This is a genomic window from Tropicibacter oceani (assembly GCF_029958925.1).
GTDB lineage: Bacteria > Pseudomonadota > Alphaproteobacteria > Rhodobacterales > Rhodobacteraceae > Pacificoceanicola > Pacificoceanicola oceani.
The window spans coordinates 1,409,207-1,431,796 of sequence record NZ_CP124616.1; the positions used below are offsets into that span (position 1 = coordinate 1,409,207).

The 22,590-nt window shown below is 62.4% G+C and carries 25 protein-coding genes; 18 read left to right on the forward strand and 7 right to left on the reverse strand.

Features of this window, described 5'->3' with window-relative positions; translation table 11 throughout:
• Nucleotides 1-191: 191 nt before the first annotated feature.
• On the reverse strand, nucleotides 192-851 hold the full coding sequence (locus tag QF118_RS06765) for a hypothetical protein (RefSeq protein ID WP_282301869.1): 660 nt from the start codon (nucleotides 849-851) through the stop codon (nucleotides 192-194).
• 129 nt (nucleotides 852-980) lie between these two features.
• Between QF118_RS06765 and rplO the strand changes: the two genes are divergently transcribed.
• The 18 genes from rplO to QF118_RS06855 all read left to right on the forward strand — a co-directional run bounded on the left by rplO (nucleotide 981) and on the right by QF118_RS06855 (nucleotide 17,082).
• Nucleotides 981-1,445: a 50S ribosomal protein L15 gene (rplO, locus tag QF118_RS06770; protein WP_282301870.1), complete on the forward strand. Its 465-nt coding sequence runs from the start codon at nucleotides 981-983 to the stop codon at nucleotides 1,443-1,445.
• Between the two features lie 114 nt (nucleotides 1,446-1,559).
• Nucleotides 1,560-2,921 carry a preprotein translocase subunit SecY gene (gene secY / locus QF118_RS06775; RefSeq protein WP_282301871.1) on the forward strand — a complete coding sequence of 454 codons (1,362 nt, stop codon included), beginning with the start codon at nucleotides 1,560-1,562 and terminating at the stop codon, nucleotides 2,919-2,921.
• Nucleotides 2,918-3,565: an adenylate kinase gene (locus tag QF118_RS06780; RefSeq protein ID WP_282301872.1), complete on the forward strand. Its 648-nt coding sequence runs from the start codon at nucleotides 2,918-2,920 to the stop codon at nucleotides 3,563-3,565. The genes secY and QF118_RS06780 overlap by 4 nt, the downstream gene beginning before the upstream one ends.
• An 89-nt stretch (nucleotides 3,566-3,654) precedes the next feature.
• Nucleotides 3,655-4,020 (forward strand): hypothetical protein, encoded by a 366-nt coding sequence (locus tag QF118_RS06785; RefSeq protein WP_282301873.1) that lies wholly within the window; start codon nucleotides 3,655-3,657, stop codon nucleotides 4,018-4,020.
• A gap of 197 nt (nucleotides 4,021-4,217) precedes the next feature.
• Nucleotides 4,218-4,586 (forward strand): 30S ribosomal protein S13, encoded by a 369-nt coding sequence (rpsM, locus tag QF118_RS06790; protein WP_282301874.1) that lies wholly within the window; start codon nucleotides 4,218-4,220, stop codon nucleotides 4,584-4,586.
• A gap of 15 nt (nucleotides 4,587-4,601) precedes the next feature.
• Nucleotides 4,602-4,991: a 30S ribosomal protein S11 gene (gene rpsK, locus QF118_RS06795; protein ID WP_282301875.1), complete on the forward strand. Its 390-nt coding sequence runs from the start codon at nucleotides 4,602-4,604 to the stop codon at nucleotides 4,989-4,991.
• 115 nt (nucleotides 4,992-5,106) lie between these two features.
• Nucleotides 5,107-6,123, forward strand: coding sequence for a DNA-directed RNA polymerase subunit alpha (locus QF118_RS06800; RefSeq protein WP_282301876.1), 1,017 nt, complete (start codon nucleotides 5,107-5,109; stop codon nucleotides 6,121-6,123).
• Nucleotides 6,124-6,249: 126 nt separating this feature from the next.
• Entirely contained in the window at nucleotides 6,250-6,669 is a 420-nt protein-coding gene (gene rplQ, locus QF118_RS06805) for a 50S ribosomal protein L17 (RefSeq protein WP_282301877.1), read from the forward strand.
• A 142-nt stretch (nucleotides 6,670-6,811) separates the two neighbouring features.
• Nucleotides 6,812-8,200, forward strand: a complete 1,389-nt coding sequence (locus QF118_RS06810) for a trypsin-like peptidase domain-containing protein (RefSeq protein WP_282301878.1) — start codon at nucleotides 6,812-6,814, stop codon at nucleotides 8,198-8,200.
• Nucleotides 8,201-8,203: 3 nt separating this feature from the next.
• The gene (locus QF118_RS06815; RefSeq protein WP_282301879.1) at nucleotides 8,204-9,529 is read left to right on the forward strand and encodes a replication-associated recombination protein A; all 1,326 of its coding nucleotides are present in this window, start codon (nucleotides 8,204-8,206) and stop codon (nucleotides 9,527-9,529) included.
• Between the two features lie 31 nt (nucleotides 9,530-9,560).
• Nucleotides 9,561-9,935, forward strand: a complete 375-nt coding sequence (crcB, locus tag QF118_RS06820; RefSeq protein WP_282301880.1) for a fluoride efflux transporter CrcB — start codon at nucleotides 9,561-9,563, stop codon at nucleotides 9,933-9,935.
• Nucleotides 9,932-10,993, forward strand: a complete 1,062-nt coding sequence (locus tag QF118_RS06825) for an RluA family pseudouridine synthase (protein WP_282301881.1) — start codon at nucleotides 9,932-9,934, stop codon at nucleotides 10,991-10,993. The genes crcB and QF118_RS06825 overlap by 4 nt, the downstream gene beginning before the upstream one ends.
• The gene (locus tag QF118_RS06830) at nucleotides 10,990-11,661 is read left to right on the forward strand and encodes an HAD-IA family hydrolase (protein WP_282301882.1); all 672 of its coding nucleotides are present in this window, start codon (nucleotides 10,990-10,992) and stop codon (nucleotides 11,659-11,661) included. The genes QF118_RS06825 and QF118_RS06830 overlap by 4 nt, the downstream gene beginning before the upstream one ends.
• Nucleotides 11,662-11,665: 4 nt before the next feature.
• The gene (locus QF118_RS06835) at nucleotides 11,666-12,373 is read left to right on the forward strand and encodes an ATP12 family chaperone protein (protein ID WP_282301883.1); all 708 of its coding nucleotides are present in this window, start codon (nucleotides 11,666-11,668) and stop codon (nucleotides 12,371-12,373) included.
• Nucleotides 12,374-12,587: 214 nt separating this feature from the next.
• A complete protein-coding gene (locus QF118_RS06840) occupies nucleotides 12,588-13,604 on the forward strand; it encodes an amino acid ABC transporter substrate-binding protein (protein ID WP_282301884.1) in 1,017 nt (338 codons plus the stop codon).
• 130 nt (nucleotides 13,605-13,734) lie between these two features.
• Nucleotides 13,735-14,949 (forward strand): amino acid ABC transporter permease, encoded by a 1,215-nt coding sequence (locus QF118_RS06845; RefSeq protein ID WP_282301885.1) that lies wholly within the window; start codon nucleotides 13,735-13,737, stop codon nucleotides 14,947-14,949.
• Nucleotide 14,950: 1 nt separating this feature from the next.
• A complete protein-coding gene (locus QF118_RS06850) occupies nucleotides 14,951-16,249 on the forward strand; it encodes an amino acid ABC transporter permease (RefSeq protein WP_282301886.1) in 1,299 nt (432 codons plus the stop codon).
• Between the two features lie 47 nt (nucleotides 16,250-16,296).
• The gene (locus QF118_RS06855) at nucleotides 16,297-17,082 is read left to right on the forward strand and encodes an amino acid ABC transporter ATP-binding protein (protein ID WP_282301887.1); all 786 of its coding nucleotides are present in this window, start codon (nucleotides 16,297-16,299) and stop codon (nucleotides 17,080-17,082) included.
• Between the two features lie 31 nt (nucleotides 17,083-17,113).
• Here QF118_RS06855 and QF118_RS06860 read toward each other — a convergent pair whose 3' ends face one another.
• From QF118_RS06860 to yidC, 6 genes are read right to left on the reverse strand one after another with little or no spacing between them, the layout of a single operon-like run.
• Nucleotides 17,114-17,605 carry a SixA phosphatase family protein gene (locus tag QF118_RS06860; protein ID WP_282301888.1) on the reverse strand — a complete coding sequence of 164 codons (492 nt, stop codon included), beginning with the start codon at nucleotides 17,603-17,605 and terminating at the stop codon, nucleotides 17,114-17,116.
• A gap of 5 nt (nucleotides 17,606-17,610) precedes the next feature.
• Nucleotides 17,611-18,264 (reverse strand): 4Fe-4S dicluster domain-containing protein, encoded by a 654-nt coding sequence (locus QF118_RS06865; RefSeq protein WP_282301889.1) that lies wholly within the window; start codon nucleotides 18,262-18,264, stop codon nucleotides 17,611-17,613.
• A complete protein-coding gene (gene argB / locus QF118_RS06870; protein ID WP_282301890.1) occupies nucleotides 18,261-19,145 on the reverse strand; it encodes an acetylglutamate kinase in 885 nt (294 codons plus the stop codon). The genes QF118_RS06865 and argB overlap by 4 nt, the downstream gene beginning before the upstream one ends.
• Before the next feature lie 55 nt (nucleotides 19,146-19,200).
• Nucleotides 19,201-19,854: a ribosome biogenesis GTP-binding protein YihA/YsxC gene (gene yihA, locus QF118_RS06875; RefSeq protein WP_282301891.1), complete on the reverse strand. Its 654-nt coding sequence runs from the start codon at nucleotides 19,852-19,854 to the stop codon at nucleotides 19,201-19,203.
• A complete protein-coding gene (locus tag QF118_RS06880) occupies nucleotides 19,851-20,594 on the reverse strand; it encodes an MOSC domain-containing protein (RefSeq protein ID WP_282301892.1) in 744 nt (247 codons plus the stop codon). The genes yihA and QF118_RS06880 overlap by 4 nt, the downstream gene beginning before the upstream one ends.
• Nucleotides 20,591-22,414, reverse strand: coding sequence for a membrane protein insertase YidC (gene yidC, locus QF118_RS06885; RefSeq protein WP_282301893.1), 1,824 nt, complete (start codon nucleotides 22,412-22,414; stop codon nucleotides 20,591-20,593). The genes QF118_RS06880 and yidC overlap by 4 nt, the downstream gene beginning before the upstream one ends.
• Between the last annotated feature and the right edge of the window lie 176 nt (nucleotides 22,415-22,590).

Below are 22,590 nucleotides of genomic sequence, written 5' to 3' on the forward strand. Positions count from 1 at the left end.
CAAGGACCGCCAAGGCGCTGGCCCCCCGCGTGAATTGGGTACCGGTTGAGAAAACTGCCTGCGGGCGCAGATCGGATCAAAAGCCCAGCGGCCCCGCTCACGCGGCGGGTGCGGCAGTTGAAGGTCATATGGGGGAAGCGGGCGGCCAAGTCAATGGTTTCTCTATGGGCCTTCGACGAACCATCATGTCGTCAGTTGGTTGATAGAGAGATCATGTGCCATTGTCCGTCACGAAAAACTGGATAAGGAAACGACGCCACAAGTTCTTCGACAAGCCATGCATTGGACTTGAATGGCGTCTGAACCGAAAGGTCAAAAAACGTGACGAGCCTGACTGCGTCGATGGTCGGTTTGAAGTATCGAAAAATACTACCTTCAAACTTGTGACGTTCTGAAAGCCACTCAAGGTCTGCCATTGGGGCAGGTGCCAACGCACCAATGTCCTCATTGGAAATGTAGCCCATGGCCTTCAGTTGAACCGAGGTGACATCACTGGCTTTTGATGAGCCAAACATGAGATCGCGTTTTTTCTTCAACAAATCGATCCACTTCCGCCGGACACCTTTTTCGGCGGTTCTTATGACTTCGGGAGTTTTTTGTCGGACTGCATCATAGAGTGCCTTCAGATCGTGTCCGAAGTCTTGGGTATTCTTGACCGTTTCGCCCAAAGCCAAAAGATGGGCTTTCAAAACGAGCTCCAACGCGTGTGCCAAAAGCAAGTATTCCGGCGCATCTGTACGTAGGCTGAGCTCAGACTTATTTAGGTGCCTTGCGGACGTTGCGAAGTCTTGAGCGCGGATGAAGAAACCCACTGAGAGTTCCAAAGGATCGGTTTTCGGTTCAGTGTTCATTCAACTTGCGCCCCGCGCAGCATTTTACTATACGCCGCGAGTGCTGTAGCAGCACGACTCATCAAAACCAAGAAAAGCCGTGGTTGCCCCATACGCTTCGGGGGGCACATCCGGCAAAGGAGAAGCGTTATGAAACTGCATGAACTGCGCGACAATCCCGGCGCAACCAAGCGCAAGAAACGTATTGGCCGTGGTGCCGGTTCCGGCATGGGTAAGACCGGTGGCCGTGGTATCAAGGGTCAGAAGTCGCGTTCGGGTGTGGCCATCAATGGCTACGAAGGCGGCCAGATGCCGCTGTACCAGCGTCTGCCCAAGCGTGGCTTTAACAAGCCGAACCGCAAGGCCTATGCTGTCATCAACCTGAACATCATCCAGAAGTTCATCGATGCGGGCAAGCTGGACGCTGCCAACATCACCGAGGACACGCTGGTTGCCAGCGGTGCCGTGCGCCGCAAGCTGGACGGTATCCGCGTCCTGGCCAAAGGTGCGCTGACCGGCAAGGCCACCATTTCCGTGACCGGCGCCTCCAAGGCCGCGATCGAAGCCGTCGAAAAGGCGGGCGGTGCCCTGAATGTGACGGCGGCTGCCGAATAAAACGGGTTGTGAGCGGCCAACGCGCCGCTTACATACATCCCAGTTTTCCTTATAGCGCCGCCCGATGCTGGAAAACGCATCGAGGCGGCGTTTGAATTCAAAAGAGAGACCCGCATGGTATCCGCAGTAGAGCAGATGGCCGCCAACACCAGTTGGTCGGCGCTAGGCAAAGCCACCGACCTGCGCAACCGTATCCTCTTTACCCTTGGCCTGTTGATCGTTTACCGCCTTGGCACCTTCATTCCCGTACCGGGGATCGACGGCGCGGCGCTGCGCGAATTCATGGAGCAGGCCGGGCAGGGGATCGGCGGCATGGTGTCGATGTTCACCGGCGGGGCGCTTGGGCGCATGGGCATCTTTGCCCTGGGCATCATGCCCTATATCTCGGCCTCGATCATCGTGCAGCTGCTGTCGTCGATGGTGCCCGCGCTTGAGCAACTCAAGAAAGAGGGCGAGCAGGGCCGCAAGAAGATCAACCAGTACACCCGGTTCGGCACCGTGGCGCTGGCGCTGTTCCAGGCCTACGGTCTTGCCGCCAGCCTTGAGGCGGGCGACCTTGCCCATGATCCGGGTTGGTATTTCCGCGCGTCGGTCGTGATCACGCTGGTCGGCGGCACCATGTTCCTGATGTGGCTGGGTGAGCAGATCACCGCACGCGGCATTGGCAACGGCATTTCGCTGATCATCTTTGTCGGCATCATCGCCGAGGTTCCCGCCGCGCTGGCGCAGTTCTTTGAATCGGGCCGTTCGGGCGCGATCAGCCCTGCCGTCATCGTTGGTGTGATGCTGATGGTGGTGGGCGTGATCGCCTTTGTGGTGTTCATGGAACGCGCACTGCGCAAGATCACCATCCAGTATCCGCGCCGTCAGGTCGGCATGAAGATGACCGAGGCGCAGAACAGCCACCTGCCGGTGAAGGTGAACCCGGCAGGCGTGATCCCGGCGATCTTTGCAAGCTCGCTGCTGTTGCTGCCGGTCACGATCTCGACCTTCTCGGGGTCTGACGCGGGCCCGATCATGTCGACGATTCTGGCCTACTTTGGCCCCGGCCAGCCGCTGTACCTGCTGTTCTTTGCCGCGATGATCGTGTTCTTTGCCTATTTCTACACCTTCAACGTGTCGTTCAAACCCGATGACGTGGCGGACAACCTGAAGAATCAGAACGGCTTTGTTCCCGGCATCCGTCCGGGCAAGAACACCGCCGCCTATCTGGAATACGTGGTCAACCGCGTGCTGGTTCTGGGCTCGGCCTATCTGGCGGCGGTCTGTCTGCTGCCGGAAATCCTGCGCGGTCAGTTCGCCATCCCGTTCTATTTTGGCGGCACCTCGGTCCTGATTGTCGTGTCGGTGACGATGGATACGATCCAGCAGGTTCAAAGCCATCTTCTGGCGCACCAGTACGAAGGTCTTATTCAGAAATCGCAACTGCGCGGTAAGGGTAAGGCTCGCAAGAAAAAGGGGCCCGCACGGCGATGAACATCATTCTTCTTGGACCGCCGGGCGCGGGCAAAGGCACTCAGGCACGGATTCTGGTCGAAGAGCGGGGCATGGTCCAGCTGTCCACCGGCGACATGCTGCGCGAGGCCAAGGACAGCGGCACCGAGATGGGCAAATTGGTTGCCGATGTCATGGCGCGCGGCGAGCTGGTCACAGACGAGATCGTCATTGGCCTGATCCGCGAAAAGCTGGAAACCACCAAGGCGAACGGGTTCATCTTTGACGGTTTCCCGCGCACGCTGAAGCAGGCGGATGCCCTGGGCGAATTGCTGGCCGAAATGGGCCACACGCTGGACAAGGTGATCGAACTGCGTGTCGATGACGAGGCGCTGGTCGCCCGCATCACCGCCCGATCCACCTGTGGCAACTGCGGTGAGGTCTATAACGACAACACCAAGCCGATCCCAGCCGATGGGGTCTGCACCTCCTGCCGGGAAAAGGCCGAGTTCAAGCGCCGCGCCGACGACAACGAAGACAGCCTGCGCACCCGCCTGATGGCCTATTACAAGATGACTTCGCCGCTGGTGGGGTACTACTATGCCAAGGGCCTGTATGCCCGCACCGACGGCATGGGTGAAATCGGTGCCGTGAAGGCCAGTGTGGCTGGTCTGCTCGACAGCTGATCCGGGACCGGAACAGGCATCCACAAAAGGCCGCGTCATCGCGGCCTTTTTCGTGTAGGCTGGTCGGTATTCAACCGATGAGGCTTTGCATGATCCGTATTCCCCTGATGGCCCTTTTCCTGCTGCCCGGCGCGGCACTGGCGCAGACCCCTTACAGTTTCGTCACCGATCCCGCGATGTGCGCGATGGACGACATGGCCCGCAACGAGGCCGGCATGAGTTTTGACGGCACCGGGTTCTGGGCCATCGAATATCACTGCGAAATCGCCGATCCGCTGCCGCTGCCGGACTGGACCAGTTTCCAGGAACACATCAGCGCGGGCTATTGCGAAGAGCCGGGCGCGCTGTTCCCTGATGTCTTTGTGATCCGCTGGAGCGAGTTTGAAACCGGGCAGATTTCGGTCTATCACGGCAGCGGCGGTGAGCCGGAAACCTACCACCTGTGCGAAGGCTAGGCAGGGGGGCTTGACCTCCCGCTGAAATGCCCCTACCCACCCCTATCTCTGACCGAGAATCATCGACGTTGGCCGGGTCGCACCCTGCTGACCGACCACCTGATCAGCTTTGGCCCGGCGGCAAAAAATGCCTCGGGCCTCATGTTGTGAAAAAAGGGCCTGGTATCACGGGCTCGCAACGAAAAGGAATATGACACGTGGCACGTATTGCCGGCGTTAACATCCCGACCCATAAGCGGGTGCCGATCGCACTCACCTATATCACTGGCATTGGCCCCGCATCTGCCCAGCAGATCTGCGAAGCCGTGAACATCGACCTGTCGCGTCGTGTGAACGAGCTGTCCGACGCCGAAGTTCTGGCCATCCGCGAACACATCGACGCAAACTTCACCGTCGAAGGTGACCTGCGCCGCGAAGTTCAGATGAACATCAAGCGCCTGATGGACCTTGGCTGCTATCGTGGCCTGCGCCACCGTCGCAACCTGCCCGTCCGCGGTCAGCGGACCCACACCAACGCTCGTACCCGCAAAGGCCCCGCAAAGGCCATTGCCGGTAAGAAGAAATAAGGGAGGGTCTGACCAATGGCACGTGATACTCGTCGCGCTAAGAAAAAGGTCTCCAAGAACATCGCCGCTGGCGTTGCTCATGTGAACTCGACCTTCAACAACACCAAGATCCTGATCTCTGACGTTCAGGGCAACGCAATTGCATGGTCGTCCGCCGGCACCATGGGCTTCAAGGGTTCGCGCAAATCGACCCCCTACGCCGCCCAGCTGGCCGCCGAGGATGCAGGCAAGAAAGCCCAGGAACACGGCGTCAAGACGCTGGAAGTGGAAGTTCAGGGCCCCGGTTCGGGTCGTGAATCCGCACTGCGCGCTCTGGCTGCTGCCGGTTTCAACATCACCTCGATCCGTGATGTGACCCCGATGGCGCACAACGGCTGCCGTCCGCCGAAGCGCCGCCGCGTCTGATCTGACTACTGTTACGCGGGGCCGGGCATTCTGTCCGGCCTCGTTGACGTCTTTTTGAAACCTCGGGAGTCTGCGCCTTACGGACATGGGGCATGGACAAGCATGGAGGGACCGCATGATCCACAAGAATTGGGCCGAACTGATCAAGCCGACCGCGCTTGACATCAAGCCGGGCAATGACCCGGCCCGCAAGGCCACCGTTGTTGCCGAACCGCTCGAGCGCGGCTTTGGTCTGACCATGGGCAACGCCCTGCGTCGTGTGCTGCTGTCCTCGCTTCAGGGCGCAGCCATCACCAGCGTCCAGATCGACAACGTCCTGCACGAGTTTTCGAGCGTGGCCGGTGTGCGTGAAGACGTCACCGACATCGTTCTGAACCTCAAGGGCGTCAGCCTGCGCATGGAAGTCGAAGGCCCCAAGCGCCTGTCGATTTCGGCAAAGGGCCCCGGTGTCGTGACCGCTGGCGACATCAGCGAATCCGCTGGCATCGAAATCCTGAACCGCGATCACGTGATCTGTCACGTGGACGAGGGCGCAGAGGTTTACATGGAACTGACGGTCAACACCGGCAAGGGCTATGTCTCTGCGGACAAGAACAAGCCGGAAGACGCGCCCATCGGTCTGATCCCGATCGACGCGATCTATTCGCCGGTCAAAAAGGTCGCCTATGACGTGCAGCCCACCCGCGAGGGCCAGGTGCTGGACTATGACAAGCTGACCCTGAAGATCGAAACCGACGGTTCGGTCACCCCCGAGGACGCGATCGCCTATGCGGCCCGCATCCTGCAGGACCAGCTGTCGATCTTCGTCAACTTTGACGAGCCGGAATCGGCTTCGCGTCAGGACGACGACGATGGTCTCGAGTTCAACCCGCTTCTGCTGAAGAAAGTGGACGAACTGGAACTGTCCGTGCGTTCGGCAAACTGCCTGAAGAACGACAACATCGTTTACATTGGCGATCTGATCCAGAAGACCGAAGCAGAAATGCTGCGCACCCCGAACTTTGGCCGCAAGTCCTTGAACGAGATCAAGGAAGTGCTGTCGGGTATGGGGCTGCACCTTGGCATGGACGTCGAGGATTGGCCGCCCGACAACATCGAAGACCTGGCCAAGAAGCTGGAAGATTCGTTCTGATTTGGAAGGGCGGGTTTCGGCCCGCCCTACCGCACGATGGGCATAAGCCCCAAGGAGAGCCGGTGACACGCATCGCCGGTCAGACAAAGCAAAACCGCCCGTAGAGGGCAATTAGGAGTAAGACACATGCGTCACGCAAAAGGCTATCGCCGCCTCAACCGCACCCATGAGCACCGCAAGGCGCTTTTCTCGAACATGGCCGGCTCGCTCATCGAGCACGAGCAGATCAAGACGACCCTGCCGAAAGCCAAGGAACTCAAGCGCGTCATCGACAAGCTGATCACCCTGGGCAAGCGCGGCGACATCCACGCCCGCCGTCAGGCCGCTGCTCAGCTGAAAGAAGACAAGGACGTCGCCAAGCTGTTCGAAATCCTCGGCCCGCGTTATGCCGAGCGTTCGGGCGGTTACTGCCGCGTTCTGAAAGCTGGTTTCCGTTATGGTGACATGGCGCCCATGGCGATCATCGAACTGGTCGACCGCGACGTCGACGCCAAAGGCGCCGCCGACAAGGCCCGCGCCGAAGTGGCGGAAGTCGCCGAAGACTGATCCCGGCCACCCCGGATTTTTCGAACCCCCCGTCCATCGTGGCGGGGGTTTTTCGTTGTGCCATAGGCGCAGGCGCGCGCAGACTTGCAATCACTTGCACCGCCCCGCATATCAAGGGGACCGCCAACAACCCGGGATTCCCATGTTCAGGCAGATCATCCTCGCTTTGACGCTTGCGGTTCTTGCAGGCAGCGCCCTGCAGGCAGAGACCCGCGTTCCCACCAGCCCGGCTGAGATCAGCCTGTCGTTTGCGCCCCTGGTGAAACAGGCCGCCCCGGCGGTGGTGAACATCTATGCCCGCCGCGTCGTTCAGCAGGCCCGCAGCCCCTTTGCGGGCGATCCTTTGTTCGGGCGGTTGTTTCGCGATTTCGATACGCGTCCAAGGGTGCAGAATTCGCTGGGCTCGGGGGTGATCCTGTCCGAGGACGGCTTTGTCGTGTCCAACTATCACGTGGTGGGGCAGGCGACCGAGATCCGCGTGGTTCTGAACGACCGCCGCGAATTCGATGCGCAGGTGTTGTTGGCCGACGAAGAATCGGACCTTGCGATCCTGCAGTTGCAGGGGGCCAAGGACATGCCCTATCTGGGCTTGCGCGACAGCGATACCGTCGAAGTCGGCGAGCTGGTGCTGGCCATCGGCAATCCCTTTGGCGTCGGCCAGACAGTATCAAGCGGTATCGTGTCGGGCCTTGCGCGCACCGGCACGGCCACGGGCAACGGGCGCGGCTATTTCATCCAGACCGATGCGCCGATCAATCCCGGCAACTCGGGCGGGGCGCTGATTGACGTGGCGGGGCAATTGGTCGGGGTGAACACCTCGATCCTGACTCGCTCGGGCGGGTCGAACGGCATCGGCTTTGCGATCCCTTCTGCGCTGGTGCAGCAATTCGTGCAGCAGGCGCGGGACGGGCAAACCGCGTTTCAGCGGCCCTGGGCCGGGATGACCGGTCAGCCGGTGGATGCGGACCTGTCCGAAAGCCTGGGTCTGGGCGTGCCGGGCGGGATCGCCATCGTGGACCTTCATCCGGCCAGTCCCTTTGCCCTGGCGGGGCTTGAAGTGGGGGATGTGGTTCTGGGGGTGGACGGGCAACCGGTGAACACCCCGCCCGAGATGATTTTCCGCATGTCCGTGCGCGGGATCGGAGAGACGGCGCAGATCACCTATGTCCGCGCCGGACAAGAGCGCAGCGCCGATGTGCCGATGATCGCCCCCCCGGATGAGCCGCCCGCGCAGCGCACCGTGATCGGCGAACGCGGCATTCTGCCGGGGCTGGCCCTTGCGCGGGTCAACCCGGCGGTCAGCGCCGAACTGGGCCTGCCGGGCCTGCCGGATGAGGGCATCGTGGTGCTGAACCCGGGCCCCTTTGGCGCGCGTGTCGGGTTGCAGGCGGGCGACATCCTGCAGGCGATCGACGGTGCGGCGGTCGATGATCCGACCGAGGTTGACGCGATTTTGCGCCGCGCCGCGCCGAACATCCAGATCGAAGCGCAGCGCGGCAATCGTCGCCTTGTGCTGCGGTTCCGGCTGTGACCCTTGGCTGATCTGTTCGACAGCGCCCCGGGCGCGCCTGACACCGGCCCGCGCCCCCTGGCCGACAGGCTGCGGCCGCGCGCGCTGGCGGATGTGATCGGCCAGCAGCAGGTGCTGGGCCCCGAGGCGCCGCTGGGTGTGATGCTGGCGGCGGGAACCTTGGGCTCGATCATTTTCTGGGGGCCGCCGGGGGTGGGCAAGACCACCATCGCGCGGCTGCTGGCGGATGAAACCGACCTGCATTTTGTCCAGATCAGCGCGATTTTCACCGGGGTGCCCGACCTGCGCAAGGTGTTCGAGGCCGCCAAGCTGCGTCGCCGCCAGGGCAAGGGCACGTTGCTGTTCGTCGACGAAATCCATCGTTTCAACAAGGCGCAGCAGGACGGGTTCCTGCCGCATATGGAGGACGGGACGATCCTGCTGGTGGGGGCGACCACGGAAAACCCCAGTTTTGAGCTGAACGCGGCGCTTTTGTCGCGCTCGCAGGTGCTGGTACTGGAACGGCTGTCGCTGGCGGATCTCGAACTTCTGGTGCAGCGCGCCGAACAGGAGTTGGGCCGCGCCCTGCCGCTGGATGGCCCCGCGCGCGAGGCGCTGCTGGAAATGGCCGATGGCGACGGGCGGGCGCTGCTGAACCTTGTCGAGCAGGTCATGTCGTGGCGCGTTACGGACAAGCTGACCACCGACACGCTGAAAACCCGGCTGATGAAGCGCGCGGCGCAATACGACAAGGGCGGCGATGGCCACTACAACCTGATTTCGGCCCTGCACAAATCGGTGCGCGGGTCCGATCCGGACGCGGCGCTGTACTGGTATGCGCGGATGCTGGAGGCAGGCGAAGACCCGCGGTTTCTGGCCCGGCGCATCACCCGCATGGCGGTCGAGGACATCGGCCTTGCCGACCCGCAAGCGCAGGCCGTCTGCCTGCAAAGTTGGGAAACCTATGAACGCCTTGGCAGCCCCGAGGGCGAATTGGCCATCGCGCAGGCGCTGATCTACGTTGCGCTGGCGCCGAAATCGAACGCCACCTATGTCGCCTACAAGGCGGCGCGCGCGGCGGCGAAACGCACCGGCAGCCTGATGCCGCCGAAACATATCCTGAACGCGCCGACATCGCTGATGAAGGATCAGGGGTACGGCGCGGGCTATGCCTATGACCACGACGCCAAGGATGGCTTTTCGGGGCAGGACTATTTCCCCGACGATATGCCGCGCGAGGCCTGGTATGATCCGGTTGAACGCGGGTTCGAGCGGGATTTGCGCAAACGGGTCGATTACTTTGCCCGGCTCCGGCGGGAACGAAACGTCGGCAAAGGCGCGAAAACTTGACAACAGGGGTCACACGCGCGACAGCAGCGCCATGACACCCCTGATTCAAGTTGCCCTTGGCGGCGCCCTTGGCGCCAGCGCCCGTTATCTGACCGGGCTGACCGCTGCCCGTCTCCTGGGCAAGGGGTTTCCCTGGGGTACGCTGATCGTCAATATCGCCGGGTCCTTTGCCATGGGCGTGTTGGTCGTGCTGCTGGCCCATCTGGGCGGCAACCGCTTTGCCCCGCTTTTGATGACCGGGCTGCTGGGCGGCTTTACCACCTTTTCCGCCTTCTCGCTGGACGCCGTCACCCTGTACGAGCGCGGCGAGATCGCTGCCGCCGGGGGCTATGTCGCCGGGTCGGTCATCCTGTCCATCGCCGCGCTGTTTGCCGGCCTTTTCATCGCCCGGAGTATCGCCACATGAGCCGCGTTCAGACCATCATCGTCGGCCCCGGGGACGGGGATCAGCGGCTTGACCGTTGGCTGAAACGGATGTTCCCGCATCTGTCGCAGGGCCGCATCGAAAAGATGTGCCGCAAGGGCGAATTGCGCGTCGACGGCGGGCGGGTGAAACCGGCGACCCGGCTTGAGGTCGGGCAACAGGTGCGCATCCCGCCGCTGCCCGATGCAGATGAAATCGCCGCCGAACAGGCCGCCAAGCCCAAGTCCGACGCCAGGATCAGCCCGGCCGACGCCGAGATGATCCGCGCCTGCGTGATCTACAAGGACGACCACGTGATCGCCCTGAACAAGCCGCCGGGCCTGCCGACCCAAGGTGGCAGCAAACAGACCAAGCACGTCGACGGGCTGGCCGAGGCGCTGCGGTTCGGGCTTGAGGACAAGCCCAAGCTGGTGCATCGGCTGGACAAGGACACATCCGGCGTCTTGCTGCTGGCGCGCACGCGCGAGGCGGCGCGGGGCCTGACTGCCGCGCTGCGCCACCGCGAAACGCGCAAGATCTACTGGGCGCTGGTTGCGGGCGTGCCAACGCCCTATCTGGGCGAGATCCGCTTTGGCCTGGTCAAGGCGGCGGGTCATGGTCACAAGGGCGAGGGCGAAAAGATGATCGCCGTGCACCCGCGCGACATGAACGCGACGCCGGGGGCCAAGCGCGCCCATTCGCTCTATGCCACGCTTTACCGGGTGGCCAGCCGCGCCGCCTGGGTCGCACTGGAGCCGCTGACCGGGCGCACACACCAGTTGCGCGTGCATATGGCCGAGATCGGGCATCCGATCATTGGTGATGGAAAATACGGCGGGTCCGGGCAGGAAAATCTGGGCGATGGCTGGGGCGCGCAACTGGGCGGGGTGATTTCCAAGAAGCTGCACCTGCACGCGCGGTCGATGACCTTCGAGCACCCGGTCACCCACAAGATGATCACCGTCAAGGCACCGCTGCCGGAACACATGGCCCATAGCTGGGAAACGCTGGGCTGGGAGGAAAGCTTTGCCGCGGATGATCCGTTCGAGTCGCTGCAATGAGCGCGTTGAAGCTGGTCCTCTTTGACGTCGACGGCACGCTGGTCGACAGCCAGGGCGATATCCTGGCCTCGATGGCGTCGGCCTTTACCTCGGTGGGCGCGGCTGCGCCGACGCGCGGCGATGTGCTGGGGATTGTCGGGCTGTCACTGCCTCTGGCCATGGCCAAACTGGCGCCGGATCAGTCCGAGACCGCGCAGGCGCAGATGGTCGAAGCCTACAAACAACGCTATTTCGAGCTGCGCAAAAGCGGCGGGGCCGAGGCATCGCCGCTGTATCCCGGCATGCGCGCCTTGCTCGAACGGTTGCATGGGCAGGACGAATTGCTTTTGGGCATTGCCACCGGCAAATCGCGGCGCGGTCTGGATGCGCTGCTGGACAGCCTGGACCTGCGCCGGTTTTTCGTGACGACGCAGGTGGCGGACGATCACCCGTCGAAACCGCATCCTTCGATGATCCTGACCGCATTGCGCGAGGCCGGCGTTGACGCGCAGCGCGCGGTGATGATCGGCGATACGACTTATGACATCGACATGGCCCATGCCGCGCAGGTGCAGGCCATCGCCGTTGGCTGGGGCTATCACCCGGCGCCATCGCTGGCGGCCGCGCAGCGCCTTGTGCAGGACGCCGCCGCGCTGGAAACGGCCATTACGGAACTACTGGAGCACTGAATTCATGAGCGAATGGGCCCCGAAACGCTTTTGGCAGAACACTGAGATCAACCCGGTCGAGGGCGGCTTTACCGTCTTGCTGGACGGGCGCGGGGTCAAGACCCCGGCCAAGACGCCGCTGATTGTCCCGACCGAAGCGCTGGCGCGCGAAATCGCCGCCGAATGGCAGGCCCAGCAGGACAAGGTCAACCCCAAGACCATGCCCTTTACCCGCACCGCGAATTCCGCGCTGGACAAGGTGGCGACGCAGCACGCCGAGGTCGCCGACATGCTGGCCGCCTATGGCGATGCGGATCTGCTGTGCTATCGCGCCGACCATCCGCAGGAACTGGTCCAGCGCCAGATCGAGGCCTGGGACCCCATGCTGGACTGGGCCGAGACGGCGCTGGGCGCGCGGCTGGAACCGCGCAGCGGTGTCATCCATGCCCCGCAGGCGCCGCAGGCCCTGACGCATCTGGCCCGCCAGGTCCACGATCTGAACCCCTTTGCCCTGGCAGCCTTTCACGATCTGGTGTCGATGACCGGGTCGCTGGTGCTGGGCTTTGCCGCCGCGCATGACCACCTGCCCGCCGACCAGATCTGGCAACTGTCACGCATCGACGAGACCTGGCAGGAAGAACAATGGGGCGAAGACGAAGAGGCGACCGCGCTGGCCGTCCACAAACGCGGTGAATTCCTGCACGCATCGCGCTTTTTCCGACTGGTGGGCTGACGCCCGGGTTGCGCAAGGCGCAAACAACCCGGTTTACCTTTGGGCAACCGGGCCTGCAGTGCCTGTTTACACGGCATCTTGCCTTGACGTTTTGGCCGGAATCCGCCCAAACTCTTGATCATTGGAGGGGTATGCCCCTCCTTTGCTTATGATAGCCCGCATGGCGGGAACCCCAAAACCGCCCTTGAGGCGGGGAAAACAGGAAGAGGTAAACATGAAAAGAACCGTGATCCTTGGCGCGCTGACCGTTGCTGGCATGGCGGCCACCGTGGCATCCGCCGGCACGCTGGACGATGTGAAAGCACGTGGCAAGTTGAACTGCGGTGTCACCACTGGTCTGGTCGGCTTTGCTGCGCCGGACGCGAATGGCAATTGGGATGGCTTTGACGTCGGCGTCTGCCGTGCCGTCGCGGCCGCCGTGCTTGGCGACCCGACCGCAGTGGAATTCGTGCCGACCACCGGCAAGACGCGTTTTACCGCGCTGGCCTCGGGTGAAATCGACCTGCTGGCACGTAACACCACCTGGACCTTCTCGCGCGATGTCGACCTGAAGTTCGAATTCATCGGTATCAACTACTACGATGGTCAGGGCTTCATGGTTCCCAAGGCACTGGGCGTCAGCTCGGCCAAGGAACTTGACGGCGCAACCGTTTGTATCCAGACCGGCACCACCACCGAGCTGAACCTCGCGGACTTCTTCCGCGCCAACAACATCAGCTACGAGCCGGTTCCGATCGAAACCAACGCAGAAGCGCAGCCGCTGTACCTGGAAGGCGCCTGTGACGTCTACACCACGGACGCATCCGGCCTGGCCGCAACCCGCGCCGCATTCGAGAACCCGGGCGACCACGTCGTTCTGCCCGAAATCATCTCGAAAGAGCCGCTGGGTCCGCTGGTTCGCCACGGCGACAACGAGTGGGCGGATATCACCCGCTGGACCCTGAACGCGCTGATCGCAGCCGAAGAGCTGGGCGTGACCTCGGCCAACATCGAAGAGCTGAAGGCCGGCACCGAGAACCCGGAGATCAACCGTCTTCTGGGCACCGAGGACAACCTTGGTGGCATGCTGGGTCTTGACGCCGACTGGGCCGTTCGTGCCATTTCGGCCGGCGGCAACTATGGCGAGCTGTTCGAAAAGAACATCGGCGAGAACACCCCGATCGGCCTGTCGCGCGGTCTGAACGCGCTGTGGACCAACGGCGGTCTGCTTTACACCCCGCCGTTCCGTTAAATCCATCAATGGAAAGGGCGCGGTCAACCCGCGCCCTTTCTCCGATTTCCAACAACAAGAATTCCGCCGTGGCACTCAGAACGGGCAAACCGTCAGCCTTGATAATTGCGGACACAACAGGGATGATCATATGTCGACGCTCACCGACCCTCCGGTCGAGTCGTTCCGGCTATCGCAGCTGATCAACGACACGCGCTACCGATCCTACACCTTCCAGTTCATCGCGCTTTTGTGCCTGATCGCCTTGATGTCCTATCTGGGCTTGAACCTTGTGCGGAACCTGGCCGCGGCCGGTCTGAACATCAGTTACGATTTCCTTGGCAAGCCTGCCGGTTACGACATCAACCAGCGCTTGATCGAATATGACAGCCAGTCGACCCACATGCGCGCCGCCGTGGTCGGGGTTCTGAACACGCTGCTGGTCGCGGTGCTGGGCTGTGTCATGGCCACGGTAATCGGCGTGATCGTCGGGGTGCTGCGCCTGTCCAAGAACTGGCTGATCAGCAAGCTGATGGCCATCTACGTCGAGATTTTCCGCAACGTGCCGGTGCTGATCTGGATCCTGATCGTCATGCAGGTCTTTGTCGCGATCCTGCCGCAGCCGCGCGATTTCCGCGGAGACAACGCCACCGCAAGCATGGTCCTGGATTCCTTTGCCTTTACCGGACGCGGCTTTTATTCGCCAAAGCCGATCTTTGGTGATGGGTCTGCCATCGTGATCGCGGCCTTTGTCCTGTCGATCATCGGGATCTTCCTGTACCGGGCGCATGCCCGCAAGATGCTGTTCCAGAAGGGGCAGATGCTGCCGACCTTCTGGCCGTCGATCGCGATGTTCCTTGTTCCCACGATCCTTGTGTTCTTTCTGGCCGGTCAGCCGATCACGCTGGAATACCCGGAACTGAAAGGCTTCAACTTTCAGGGCGGGATCTTTGCGCGGAACTCGTTGATTGCGCTGACCTTTGCGCTGTCGATCTATACCGCCGCCTTCATCGCGGAGAACGTCCGTGCCGGTATCCTGGCGATCAGCAAGGGCCAGACCGAAGCGGCCGCGTCGCTGGGTTTGCGCCCGAACCGGATCATGAACCTGGTGATCCTGCCGCAGGCGCTGCGGGTCATCATTCCGCCGCTGATTTCACAGTACCTGAACCTGACCAAGAATTCGTCGCTGGCCATCGCCGTGGGCTATATGGATCTGACCGGCACCTTGGGCGGGATCACCCTGAACCAGACGGGGCGCGCCATCGAATGCGTGCTGCTGCTGATGTTGTTCTACCTGACGATCAGCCTGGCGATTTCGGGCATCATGAACGTCTACAACAATGCCGTGAAGCTGAAGGAGCGCTGACATGAGTGACACACATGCACAAACCGTCGCCTTCGTCCGCGACACCATGCTGCCGGAACAGGCGCCGCCCACGTCCGAGGCCGGGGCGGTCAAATGGGTGCGCGCCAACCTGTTCCCGGATTGGTTCAACGCGATCCTGACCGTGGTCGCGCTGTTTCTGATCTACAAGATCCTTGCCGGCTTCCTTCCGTGGTTCCTGGGCGGGGTCTGGACGACCTCGTCGCTGGCGGAATGCCGCGAAGTGCTGGACGGCGCGGCGGGGGGCTGTTTTTCGGTCCTGACGGAGCGCTGGAACCAGCTGTTGTTCGGGTTCAAATACCCGCCCGATCAATACTGGCGTCCGACGCTGGCCTTTGTCCTTTTGTTCGTCGCGGCGGCCCCGCTGCTGTTCGCGATGTATGTGCCGAAGAAGGTGCTGTTCTTTACCGCGCTGTATCCCTTTCTGGCCTTCTGGCTGATCTGGGGTGGCACGATCCTGACGCCGATCGTGGCGCTGGTCGGGTTCATCGCCGCCTACGCGGTGTTCAAGAAGGTAGAGGCACAAAGCTTTGCCGGGGCGCTGGGCGCCGCCGTCGTCGCCGCCTTTGTCGTCTGGTTCATCGGGGGCTTTCTGTCGGGGGCCATGTCCGGTTTGCTGGCGCTGGAGCCTGTGCCAAGCCGCGACATGGGTGGGTTCATGCTGAACTTTATCCTTGGCACGGTCTGCGTATCGCTGTCGCTGCCCATCGGTATCCTGCTGGCGCTGGGGCGTCAGTCGCACATGCCGATCATCAAGTGGATCTGCGTCGTCTTCATCGAGTTCATCCGCGGCGTGCCGCTGATCACCTTGCTGTTCGTGGCGAACGTGGTTCTGGCTTACTTCCTGCCGCCGGGCAGCAACTTTGACCTGATCCTGCGGGTGATCATCATGATCACCATGTTCAGCTCGGCCTATATCGCCGAGGTGATCCGGGGCGGTCTGGCTGCCTTGCCCAAGGGGCAGTACGAGGCGGCGGACAGTCTGGGGCTGGACTATGCGCAATCAATGCGCCTGATCATCATGCCGCAGGCGCTGAAGATCTCGATCCCCGGGATCGTCAACGTCGCCGTGGGCCTGTTCAAGGACACCACGCTGGTATCGGTCATTTCGATGTTCGACCTTGTGGGGATGATCCGCGGGCCGATCCTGGCATCGACCGAATGGAACGGCGTGTATTGGGAGCTCTGGGGTTTCGCGATCCTGATGTTCTTCCCGGTCTGCTACGGCATTTCGCAATACTCACAGTGGCTTGAGCGTAAGCTTGCCACCGATCACCGATAACGCGCTTACGAAGCGAAAGCGGTAGCGCTAGAAAAGGAGTGGAAGATATGAACGAAGTTCTTCCCGAAACGCACAACGTCCAGATGCAGGTGTCCGACGAGGTCGCGATCAGCATCGAGAACATGAACAAGTGGTACGGCACCTTTCACGTGCTGCGCGACATCGACCTGACCGTCTATCGCGGCGAACGGATCGTGATCGCGGGCCCGTCCGGGTCCGGCAAGTCGACGTTGATCCGCTGCATCAACGCGCTTGAAGAACACCAGAAGGGCAAGATCACGGTCGATGGCACGGTGCTGTCCTCGGACATCAAGAACATCGACAAGATCCGGTCCGAGGTTGGCATGTGCTTTCAGCACTTCAACCTGTTCCCGCATCTGACGATTCTGGAAAACTGCACGCTGGCGCCGATCTGGGTGCGCAAGACGCCCAAGAAAGAGGCCGAGGAAATCGCGATGCATTTCCTTGAAAAGGTGAAGATCCCGGAACAGGCCGACAAATATCCCGGTCAGCTTTCGGGTGGTCAGCAGCAGCGTGTGGCGATCGCGCGCAGCCTGTGCATGCGCCCGCGCATCATGCTGTTCGACGAACCGACCTCGGCGCTGGACCCGGAGATGATCAAGGAAGTTCTGGATACCATGGTCGAGCTGGCCGAAGAGGGCATGACCATGCTCTGCGTGACCCACGAGATGGGCTTTGCCCGCCAGGTGGCAAACCGCGTGATCTTCATGGATCAGGGCCAGATCGTGGAACAGAACGAACCCGAAGAGTTCTTTAACAACCCGCAGAACGAGCGCACCAAGCTGTTCCTGAGCCAGATCCTGGGCCACTGAAGCAACGGCGGGGGACTACCCCCGCCCTGCATCAGGTTTCGATCAGATCGTGCGGAATCACGAAGTCCAGAGCCCGGCCTGTGCCGGGCTCTAGCGTTTCCCAGCTGTCGATATCGAATTGCGCCACCAGCGTCGCGCCGGTGGGATAGGTGTCGAACCGGTCATGGTCCGGCTCGGCTGCCAGCAGATCATGCGCCAGCGCGCAGATGCCGGGGTTATGCGCGATCAGAAGGACGGTGTCGCCGGTGGCGTCGCGCAACCGGTCCAGCATCCGCTCCGGTTCAGCCAGATACAGATCGGCGTCAAAGCGGATTGGCGCGTCGATCCCCAGCAGCTTCAGCGTTTCCCGCGTGCGCGCCGCGTCCGAGCACAGCACCTCGTCCGGGAGGGTGCCGGTGCGGCGCAGCCAGTCGCCAAGCGCCTTGGCGGACTTGACCCCGCGCGTGTTCAGGGGGCGTGCGTGATCTTCGAGGTTGAAGGACCAGTCGGACTTGGCGTGACGCATCAGGATCAGGCGTTTCATGCGCGCTACTCTCCCAGAAAGGCGGCCATGTGGAAAGCGGATTGCCGGGGATCGCGGGAAAAATCCCGCGCCACCGGGCAGGCACGGCGGACAAGACAGCCGTCACGGCAGGCCGCCCCCTGGGGGCTGCGCAGATGCGCCATGCAGGCCGGCACGTCATAGCCCTGGCCTTCGCGCAGCGCGCCCACCGGGCAGGCGCTGCTGCACGGTGTCGCGCAGTCGTCGCAGGGGCGTTGCCCGGGCGTGGGCAGCGCAAGGCGGTCGGGCAGGGCGACGGCGCCCCTGTAGCTGATGAACAACCCTGCGTCGGCCTGTACCAACAGCTGCACCGGCGACGGCCAGGCCTGCCCGGACCGTTCAGCCCAGCGGATGAAGGGCGGATAGGGCGGCCCGTCCGAAGGAAACACAGCCGTTCCCCCCCAACTGTCTGCCAGCGCGCCGATACAGCGTTTTGACCAGCGATCCAGGGGGTCGGGCAGACCGTCCTGGTATTCGGCAGAAGTTGTGAACTGACCCCAAAAGGCGGGCTCGTCCGGGCCAAGCAGCAGCACCGTGCCGCTGCCGTCTGGCGCGTCGTCCTCGGGGGTTGGATGCAGCGCGCCGCGAAGACGCAGGCCCATGGCGCGGGCCTGCGTATCCAGCAGCGTCACTGAGGTCATTTGCGCGGCGGTAGAGAGGCCGAGCGGATCAGCGAGCCCGAGCCATGTTCGGTGAACAGTTCGAGCAAGCAGGCATTCGACACGCGCCCGTCGATGATGACCACGCCGCGAACGCCGTCCTGAATGGCCTTGAGGGCGGTTTCGGTCTTGGGGATCATGCCACCGGCGATCACGCCATCCTCGGTCATCTTGATAACCTCTTCGGGGGTCAGTTCGGTCACAACCTCGCCCTCGGCATTCTTGACGCCCTGCACATCGGTCAGCAGCAGCAGGCGATCGGCCTTGAGCGCGCCCGCGATGGCCCCGGCGGCGGTGTCACCGTTGACGTTGAAGGTTTCGTTCTCGTTCATGCCGGTGGCGACGGGGGCCACGACGGGGATGATCCCGGCGTTGAACAGGTCGCGCAGCACCTGCACGTTCATTTCAACCGGTTTCCCGACAAAGCCCAGTTCGGGATCGTCGGCCTCGCAGACCATCATGTCGTCGTCCTTGCCGGACAGGCCAACGGCGCGGCCACCCTGATCCATGATCGCCTGCACGATGCGCTTGTTCACAAGGCCGGTCAGGACCATTTCGACCACCTCGACGGTGGCCTGATCGGTGACGCGCTTGCCCCGGACAAAGCGCGATTCGATATTCAGCCGTTTCAGCAGGTCGTTGATCATCGGTCCGCCGCCGTGCACGACCACGGGGTTCAGGCCGACCTGACGCATCAGCACGATGTCGCGGGCGAATTCGGCCATCGCGTCTTCGTCGCCCATGGCGTTTCCGCCGAATTTCACAACGACAATCGCCCCGCTGTAACGTTGCAGATAAGGAAGCGCCTCGGACAGGGTCCGGGCGGTGGCGATCCAATCACGGTTCATGCTTTGCTTTCTCATGGTCCAGTCCACTGGGAAGGTCTGGGGCAACTCTGCCCCGCCCCGCAGCGGAATTCTAGGCCAGTCCTGCGATGATCGCCCGCAAAGTTTCGATTCCGTCGCCCTTTTCGCTGCTGGTCACGACGATTTCGGGATAGGCGGCCGGGTGCTTGGACAGCTTTTCGCGCACCTGGGTCAGGATCGCGGCGCGGTCCTTTTCCTTGACCTTGTCCTCTTTGGTCAGCACGACCTGAAAGGTGACGGCCGAGCGGTCGAGCAGGGTCATGATTTCCTCGTCGACGGCTTTGACGCCGTGGCGGTGATCGACCAGCACAAAGGCGCGGCGCAGGTTGGCGCGGCCCGACAGGTATTGTTTCAGCAGGCGTTGCCATTTCTCGACCACGGCCAAGGGCGCGTTGGCATAGCCATAGCCCGGAAGGTCGACCAGAAACCGTTCGTCGCCCAGCGTGAAAAAGTTGATTTCCTGCGTGCGGCCCGGCGTGTTCGAGGCGCGGGCGATCCCCTTGCGCCCAGTCAGGGCGTTGATCAGGCTGGATTTCCCGACGTTCGAGCGGCCTGCAAAGCAGACCTCGATCCGGTCGTCGGGGGGCAGGCCGTCCATGCCGACGACGCCTTTGAGGAACTCGACCTCGCCGGCGAACAGCAGGCGTCCGGTTTCGCGGGCCTGGTCATCGGGTTCGTCCGCGAGGGGGAAGGGAAGTGTCGTCATAGTCGAATTACCTTGTCACCTTGGGCCACGCGGCCGCCCTGGATCACCTGTGCACGGACCGTGAAATCGCGGTGCCCCCAGGTGTCGAGTGCGCCAAGGACGTTGTCGTCACGCAGGCCGGTTTCCGGATTGTTGTGTGTGGCAAGGCAGCGGTCGGTGCGTTCGCACACGCGCAACACCGCCTCGCCGATCTGGACGTCGCGGTCGACCCAGTCGAATTCTTCCCAAGGGGCGGCGCCGTCGAACCAGAAATTGGCGCGCCAGCGCAACGGCGACAGGGGGTGACCGACGCGCTGTTCCACCGCCCGGTGCGAGGACAGGTTGCATAGAGTCACGCTGGGAAAATCGCTGTCGCAAAAGCCCTGAGCCGCGCCGCGCACCACGCGCGCCGATTGCGCCCGGTTTTCGGGGATGAACCCGCCCGCCCAGTCGATCAGCCTTTGGCCTTCGTCATCGGGGCGAAAGGTTAGATCGTCGCGCTGCGGGTGGGACAGGGTGATCGTGGCGGCCGCCTCGTCCAGCCGGGCAGTGATGGCCGCAAGGGCAGGGGCCTTGGTCCCGATGGAAAAGTTCCGGCAGGATACCCATGCGCTGCCATCCGCATCGGATTGGTCATGGGCCACGGCCCAAAGCCGATCCCAGGGCAGGGTTTTCCCGGCCTCAAGAGCGACCGAAGCCACGGACTCGCGTCCGTGGCTCTTGATCGGAAAGCGCCAGATGTCTGTGACGCGCGCCGTCATTTTTTCTTCGCAGGCTCGGGCTTGTCCGCTTTGCCGGTGATATTGCCCAGCAAATCGGGTTTGTAGCCCTGGCTGCGCATGATCAGGTACTGCTGGGTAAAGGTGATCGTGTTGTTGGCAATCCAGTAGACCACCAGACCCGAGGCAAAGCCGCCCAACATGAACATGAAGACCCAAGGCATCCAGGCAAAGATCATCTTTTGCGTCGGATCGGTCGGGGCCGGGTTCAGTTTTTGCTGAAGGAACATGGAAATGCCCAGCAGCAGCGGCAGGATGCCGATAAAGACCAGCGCCATGATGCTGCCCGGTTCGGGCGAGGCCCAGGGAAGCAGGCCGTAAAAGTTCCAAAGGCTGGTCGGGTCCGGCGCGCTGAGGTCCTGGAAGGGGCCAAAAAAGGGCGCGTGGCGCAATTCAAGCGTGACGAAGATCACCTTGTAGAGCGAGAAAAAGATCGGGATCTGCATCAGGATCGGCAGACAGCCCGCTGCGGGGTTCACCTTTTCCTTTTTATAGAGCGCCATCATTTCCTGCTGGAGCTTCTGGCGATCGTCGCCGGTACGCTCCTTGATCTTTTCCATCTCGGGCTGCAGTTCCTTCATCTTGGCCATCGAGACGTAGGATTTGTAAGCCAGCGGGAACAGCAGCGCCTTGATCCCAAGGGTCAAGCCGATGATGGCGATGCCCATGTTGCCGATCATGGCGTTCAGCCAGTGCAGCACGGCAAAGATCGGCTTGGTCAGGAAAAAGAACCAGCCCCAGTCGATGGAGTCGATAAAGCCCGCGATGCCGTTCTTCTGATAGGCGCGGATGGTTTCCCATTCCTTCGCGCCGGCAAACAGCTGGGTCGTGACCTGCTGGCTCTGGCCGTCGGCCAGTTGCATTGTCGGCAGCACGGTTTCAGTCTGATAGATGTCGCGGCGATCGTCGTATTTGGCGACCTGCTTGAAGGCACTGCCGGGGGCCGGGATCAGGGTTGTCATCCAGTAATGGTCGGTAAAGCCGATCCAGCCGTTTTCGGCAACCTGGGTCACCTCGGCGCGGGCGCCTTCGCTGGGAATGACGGAAAAATCGGGCATGTCGTCATAGTCGGTTTCGGTCAACTTGCCATCGGCCATGCCGACCACGCCTTCGTGCAGGACGAAGAAGTTCTTGAGGTTGGCGGGTTCCCCATGGCGGGCAAGAATGCCGTAAGGGGCAAGGGCGACCGTACCGGCGCTGATGTTTTCGACGGCCTGAGTGACGGTGAACAGGAAATCTTCGTCGATCGAGATGGTCCGGCGGAAGATCAGGCCGGCGGGGCTGTCCCAACGCAGGGTTACCGGGGTGTCCACCGTCAGGGTTTCGCCCGTTTCGACCGACCATTCGGTGTTGGCACCGGGCACGTCGTCCAGCGAAAGGCCGGCACCGGGGGCCCAGCCATAAAGCGCGTAATAGGCCGAGTCGTTGCCGACCGGTTGCAGCATCTGGACGATCTCGGCGTCGTCTTCCAGCGACACGCGATAGTCCTTCAGGCGCAGGTCATCAATCCGGCCGCCGGTCAGGGAAATCGACCCTTCAAGGCGCGGGGTGTCCAGCGGCAGGCGCGCGGCCTGTGCCGCGGCAGGCGCCTGCGCGCCCGCGTCGGGAGTCGCGGCATCGGCCGGTGCCACAGAGGGCGCAGCCGCCACATCGGGGGCTTGTGCCCCTTCGGTCTGTGTCACAACGGGGGCGTTGGGGTCCTGGGACGCTTGTTCGGGTGGTGGGAACAAGAGGAACCATACCAGGATGACCGCGAAGCTGAGCGCTGTGGCTAGGATGAGGTTCTTGTTCTGATCGTCCATGGGGACCGCCGCCTTTACCTTTCCGGATTACTCGCCGGGTTCAAACGCCCCGAGGGCCAAAGGTCAAGCGGATTCGGGTCTGGCGACCGGATTGACGCCCCCGGCGCGCCTTTGGTGACCCCTGCGCGGCGCGCTGTCCGGGCCTGGCGATGGGGCCGCCCGACACGGGGCGGGGG

What these genes read in the sequence shown, in the direction of transcription:
- yihA (WP_282301891.1), bottom strand. Translation starts at nt 19,854, where the DNA reads ATGACGACACTTCCCTTCCCCCTCGCGGACGAACCCGATGACCAGGCC.
- rplQ (WP_282301877.1), top strand. Translation starts at nt 6,250, where the DNA reads ATGCGTCACGCAAAAGGCTATCGCCGCCTCAACCGCACCCATGAGCAC.
- crcB (WP_282301880.1), top strand. Translation starts at nt 9,561, where the DNA reads ATGACACCCCTGATTCAAGTTGCCCTTGGCGGCGCCCTTGGCGCCAGC.
- QF118_RS06830 (WP_282301882.1), top strand. Translation starts at nt 10,990, where the DNA reads ATGAGCGCGTTGAAGCTGGTCCTCTTTGACGTCGACGGCACGCTGGTC.
- QF118_RS06860 (WP_282301888.1), bottom strand. Translation starts at nt 17,605, where the DNA reads ATGAAACGCCTGATCCTGATGCGTCACGCCAAGTCCGACTGGTCCTTC.
- QF118_RS06845 (WP_282301885.1), top strand. Translation starts at nt 13,735, where the DNA reads ATGTCGACGCTCACCGACCCTCCGGTCGAGTCGTTCCGGCTATCGCAG.
- QF118_RS06780 (WP_282301872.1), top strand. Translation starts at nt 2,918, where the DNA reads ATGAACATCATTCTTCTTGGACCGCCGGGCGCGGGCAAAGGCACTCAG.
- rplO (WP_282301870.1), top strand. Translation starts at nt 981, where the DNA reads ATGAAACTGCATGAACTGCGCGACAATCCCGGCGCAACCAAGCGCAAG.
- QF118_RS06855 (WP_282301887.1), top strand. Translation starts at nt 16,297, where the DNA reads ATGAACGAAGTTCTTCCCGAAACGCACAACGTCCAGATGCAGGTGTCC.
- QF118_RS06865 (WP_282301889.1), bottom strand. Translation starts at nt 18,264, where the DNA reads ATGACCTCAGTGACGCTGCTGGATACGCAGGCCCGCGCCATGGGCCTG.
- QF118_RS06800 (WP_282301876.1), top strand. Translation starts at nt 5,107, where the DNA reads ATGATCCACAAGAATTGGGCCGAACTGATCAAGCCGACCGCGCTTGAC.
- QF118_RS06840 (WP_282301884.1), top strand. Translation starts at nt 12,588, where the DNA reads ATGAAAAGAACCGTGATCCTTGGCGCGCTGACCGTTGCTGGCATGGCG.
- QF118_RS06880 (WP_282301892.1), bottom strand. Translation starts at nt 20,594, where the DNA reads ATGACGGCGCGCGTCACAGACATCTGGCGCTTTCCGATCAAGAGCCAC.
- QF118_RS06825 (WP_282301881.1), top strand. Translation starts at nt 9,932, where the DNA reads ATGAGCCGCGTTCAGACCATCATCGTCGGCCCCGGGGACGGGGATCAG.
- QF118_RS06785 (WP_282301873.1), top strand. Translation starts at nt 3,655, where the DNA reads ATGATCCGTATTCCCCTGATGGCCCTTTTCCTGCTGCCCGGCGCGGCA.
- secY (WP_282301871.1), top strand. Translation starts at nt 1,560, where the DNA reads ATGGTATCCGCAGTAGAGCAGATGGCCGCCAACACCAGTTGGTCGGCG.
- QF118_RS06835 (WP_282301883.1), top strand. Translation starts at nt 11,666, where the DNA reads ATGAGCGAATGGGCCCCGAAACGCTTTTGGCAGAACACTGAGATCAAC.
- QF118_RS06810 (WP_282301878.1), top strand. Translation starts at nt 6,812, where the DNA reads ATGTTCAGGCAGATCATCCTCGCTTTGACGCTTGCGGTTCTTGCAGGC.
- QF118_RS06765 (WP_282301869.1), bottom strand. Translation starts at nt 851, where the DNA reads ATGAACACTGAACCGAAAACCGATCCTTTGGAACTCTCAGTGGGTTTC.
- yidC (WP_282301893.1), bottom strand. Translation starts at nt 22,414, where the DNA reads ATGGACGATCAGAACAAGAACCTCATCCTAGCCACAGCGCTCAGCTTC.
- QF118_RS06850 (WP_282301886.1), top strand. Translation starts at nt 14,951, where the DNA reads ATGAGTGACACACATGCACAAACCGTCGCCTTCGTCCGCGACACCATG.
- argB (WP_282301890.1), bottom strand. Translation starts at nt 19,145, where the DNA reads ATGAGAAAGCAAAGCATGAACCGTGATTGGATCGCCACCGCCCGGACC.
- rpsK (WP_282301875.1), top strand. Translation starts at nt 4,602, where the DNA reads ATGGCACGTGATACTCGTCGCGCTAAGAAAAAGGTCTCCAAGAACATC.